Annotated in this window: 1 protein-coding gene and 1 rRNA gene; one reads left to right on the forward strand and one right to left on the reverse strand. The window is 64.8% G+C overall.

The features are described from left to right. Positions 1-760: 760 nt before the first annotated feature. Complete coding sequence (locus tag CFN17_RS05550; protein ID WP_261792385.1) at positions 761-3,160, forward strand: HAD-IC family P-type ATPase; 2,400 nt, start codon at positions 761-763, stop codon at positions 3,158-3,160. Positions 3,161-3,275: 115 nt separating this feature from the next. On the opposite strand, the gene rrf is transcribed toward CFN17_RS05550, so the two are convergent. After that, positions 3,276-3,392, reverse strand: a 5S ribosomal RNA gene (rrf, locus tag CFN17_RS05555). Positions 3,393-3,566: the final 174 nt, after the last annotated feature.

A 3,566-nucleotide genomic window follows, 5' to 3' on the forward strand; every position in this document is an offset into this window, starting at 1 on the left:
CATCCTGAGCCAGGATCAAACTCTCCGTTGAAAAATAACAGACACAACCAGGAACCACGGGAAAACGCGGAACCAGGCTGCACAAAATTTGAAACCAGCTGAAAAACCAGACCCGACACGGGGTGACGGGCCCGGCAAAACAACCAATCCATAATAAATTGGTATCAACAAACTTGGCACACTATTGAGTTCTCAAACAACAGACACACCCGGCACCACCACAACCAGACCCACAGGCCCTACAGTCGCGGATCGCTCCGGAGCAACTTTTCAAACTTACCCGAGTCCGGACCACTTTGAAAACCCGCGTTCCCGCGACCCGCAAACCATCCAACCCGCCCCACCCCGACCCGGAGCGCACAAAACGCCGACCAGATCAGGTCTTGAAATTTAGGGGAGTGGCCGCCTCCGGTTCCCAGCATTTCCGCTGGTCTCCCTCGCGGCGACTTAGAAAACAATACACCCACCACGCCCCCACCGCAAACCCACCACCAAACCACCCCCCAAACCACCCCAACCCGCGGAAAACCGCGGAAAACCACGGCAAAACACCCCCACCGACCGCCAACCAAACCCCCCGGCGTCGAAAGTTAGGGCCGTTGTCTCCATCACATCCTGACGGTGCGGCGGCTAGCATCGGAGTGTGAGGGCATACCGCCGGCGCCAGAGAAGGGCTTTTCTCCATCGGGGTGCTTCCCGGCGGTTTGCCAAGGGCCGCCCGGAGGCCACAGGCCTGTCGCAAAGCGAGGTCGCCGCGCGGGTGGAGCGCGGACTCACCAACCGCGTTCCGGACACCACCAGCCGCAGCCTGTGGCAGATCTTTCGCGCCAACGTCTTCACACTCTTCAACGCGATCGTGGGGACGAGCTTCCTCCTGCTGCTGCTCCTGGGGCAATGGCGTGACGCCCTGTTCGGCCTCGCCGCCGTCGGCAACGCAGTGATCGGTGTGGTCGAAGAGTACCGCGCGAAGAAATCACTGGACCGGCTGGCCGTCCTCGACGCCCCGCGCGCACGGGTGCTACGCGAGGGCAAGATCCATGACATCGCCACGGCGGAAGTCGTCCGGGACGACGTCCTGGTCCTGCGCGCCGGCGATCAGGTGACGGCCGACGCCGTCGTGCTCTCGTCCGCCGGCCTCGAGGTGGACGAGTCGCTCCTTACCGGCGAAGCGGATCCCATTGACAAGGACAAGGGGGCGGAGGTGCTTTCCGGTTCGATCGTTGTCGGCGGCCATGGCAGGGCCAAGGTTGTCCGGGTGGGGACGGCCTCGTTTGCGAGCAAGCTGACCACGGATGCGCGGCGCTTCTCCCTGGTGAACTCCGAAATCCGCAACAGCCTCAACCGCGTACTGCGCTGGATCGCCTGGATCCTGCTGCCCGTGGCAATCCTGGTGGTGAACGGGGAGGTCCAGGCGCGGGGCGGCTGGCAGGCGGCCGTTTCCGCGGGCGATTGGACCGCCATCTTGGTGGGCCTCATTGCGAGCATGATCGCCGTGGTCCCGCTGGGGCTCGTGCTGCTCACGAGCGTGGCCTTCGCCGTGGGAGGACTTCGGCTGGCCGGCCACAACGTGCTCATCCAGGAACTCGCGGCCGTCGAAGGGCTGGCCCGCGTGGACATACTGTGCATGGACAAGACCGGAACCCTCACAGAGGGAGGGCTCGTCTTCGATGCCGTGCACCCGCTGGCGCCGGAGCCGGGATGGGAGCAGGTTCTTGCCTGGTTCGGCGCGGAGCCCGAGGCAAATGCCACAGCCCGCTGCCTGAGCACCGCTTTTGAGGACGACGGCGGACTTCAGGCGGTCTCGTCGGTTCCGTTTTCCTCCGCGCGGAAGTGGAGTGGAGTCAGCTTCAACGGGCGCACCACCGAGGCGCGAACATGGATTCTGGGGGCACCGGAAATGGTGCTGGTCCGGGATGACGACGGTGCCCTGGCCGACCCGCCGTCGAATCCGGAGTCCGACGGCGCCGGTCCGCGCCGGAGCGTTGACCTGAACGACGAAGACATACTGCGCAGGGCTGGCGACCTGGCCGCGACCGGCCTCCGGACACTGCTGCTGGCCCGCGGGGACCAGCTCCCGGGCGCGGGGAAACCGGAGCAGCTGCCCGCCTCGCTCCGCCCGGTAGCACTCCTGACCTTTCGGGAACAGCCCCGCTCCGATGCCCGGGACACACTTGAGTTCTTCCGCAACGAAGGCGTCGGGTTGAAGATCATATCCGGCGACGATCCGCGGACCGTAGCCGCCATTGCCCGGCGGGTCGGCCTGGACGTGGCCGAGGGCTTCGACGCACGCTCCCTGCCGGAAGATCCGCAGCACCTTGAAGAGGTGATGGAGGCCAACACCGTCTTTGGCCGTGTCACCCCCGCCCAGAAGCGGCAGATGGTCGAGGCACTGCAACGCCGCGGCCACACCGTGGCCATGACCGGCGACGGCGTCAACGACGCCCTCGCGCTGAAGACGGCGGACCTTGGCATTGCCATGGACTCCGCGGCGCCGGCAACCAAGGCGGTGTCGCGCCTGGTGTTGCTCGACGGCCGCTTCGACCGGCTTCCGGGGGTCCTTGCCGAGGGCCGCCAAGTGATCGCTAACATTGAGCGCGTTTCCAGTCTCTTCCTGAGCAAGACGGTCTACGCCACTGCCATCGCGGTGACCTTCGGGCTCCTGCAATGGGAGTTCCCCTTCCTTCCACGCCAGCTGTCGTTCACAGACGGCCTGACAATTGGCATCCCGGCCTTCTTCCTGGCGCTAATGCCGAACCCGCGCCGCTACCAGGCAGGATTCCTGCGCAGGTCGCTGTGGTTCTCCGGGCCCGCAGGACTGATCGTGACGGCCTCGCTGCTGACGCTAAATGCGCTGGCACCGCTGGCCGGCACGGCAACACCCGAACAGGTCAGCAGCGCTTCTGTGCTGACACTGTCCATGGTCGGGCTGTGGATCCTCTCGGCGGTGTCACGTCCCCTGAACGCAGGCCGGTTTGCTGTCTTGGTGGCCATGTGCGCCTCGCTGCTGATCTTGCTCAACCTGCCGCTCGCCCAAGACTTCTTCCTGCTTTCCAGACCGCCCAACGGGTTGCTGCTGGCCTCTGTAGTGTGCGGTGCCATAGGCGGCTGCGGGGTGGAGGTCTTGGCCCGGCTCCACGCCAGGTCGTTCCCCCGGAGGTGAGGGAGGGTCCGGTCCGGGGGTGCGGGTGGTGAGGGAGGGTGTGAATGGGTGGTGGGGGTGTTTAAATGCGGGAGGACCCCAACCTGGTGGTTGGGGTCCTCGACCTCAAATGATGTTCCGGCGGTGACCTACTCTCCCACACCCTCCCGGGTGCAGTACCATCGGCGCTGTGGGTCTTAGCTTCCGGGTTCGGAATGGGACCGGGCGTTTCCCCCACGCTATGACCGCCGTAACCCTGTGTCCGCCACCGGCCCGGCCCTTTGTGGGGGCGGGGGTGGGGAAAACTTTGTGGTTACAACACGCTGCACCTGTAGTTATAGCTGGTGGTGCAGTTGTGGTGTTATTCAGTTGTTGGTTCTCAAGCAACGGGTTTGTTGGTTGGGAACCACATAGTGGACGCAAGCAG

Origin of the sequence: Arthrobacter sp. PM3, from assembly GCF_003352915.1 — a bacterium.
Taxonomy (GTDB): domain Bacteria; phylum Actinomycetota; class Actinomycetes; order Actinomycetales; family Micrococcaceae; genus Arthrobacter.